Here is a 571-nt window from a genome sequence, read left to right as displayed (position 1 = left end):
ACAAGGCCAAGCACGGTGCCGTATTCGTCGACCACAAGTGCCAGTTGTAGGCGGTGCGTCATCATTTGATCGAATACTTTTGGTAGCGCTGTATTGTTCAGAACCACTTGGATTGGACGCATGACCGCACCGAGTTGTTTCTGGCCACTGCCTGATTGCTGCATCTTAAACAGTTCTAGACGATGCACAAAGCCAATGATGTTGTCTTTCTGCTCGCTGTATACCAGCGGACGTGAGAACGGTGTGTCTTTGTGTTTGTCCAGAAACTCATTGATGGTCATCGTTGCGTCAACGCGGAAGACAACAGGGCGAGGTGTCATGACTTGTGTGACAGGCACATCTTGAATCCCTAGCAGGTTGCTTAAGATTTTAGATTCGCCTTCTGCAAACTCACCACTTTCGCGTGCCAAAATCGCCATCGCAGAAAGTTCATCACGCATTTTTGGTGCTTCGTGGTTACGAGCCAAACGCTTGGTTATTTGCTCTGAAAACCATACAAATGGCGTTAGCGCCCATACCATCCAACGTAGCGATACCGCCGCTGCTGGTGCAAGCTGACGCCAGTATGTTG

Annotated in this window: 1 protein-coding gene; it reads right to left on the bottom strand. The window is 49.6% G+C overall.

The annotated features are described in order from the left end of the window. A partial coding sequence (locus R7Q48_RS29635; RefSeq protein WP_411979312.1) for a CBS domain-containing protein occupies positions 1 to 571 on the bottom strand: 571 nt, incomplete at both ends.

The organism is Vibrio sp. 378 (assembly GCF_033339435.1).
This window is presented reverse-complemented; position numbering and strand designations above follow the sequence as displayed.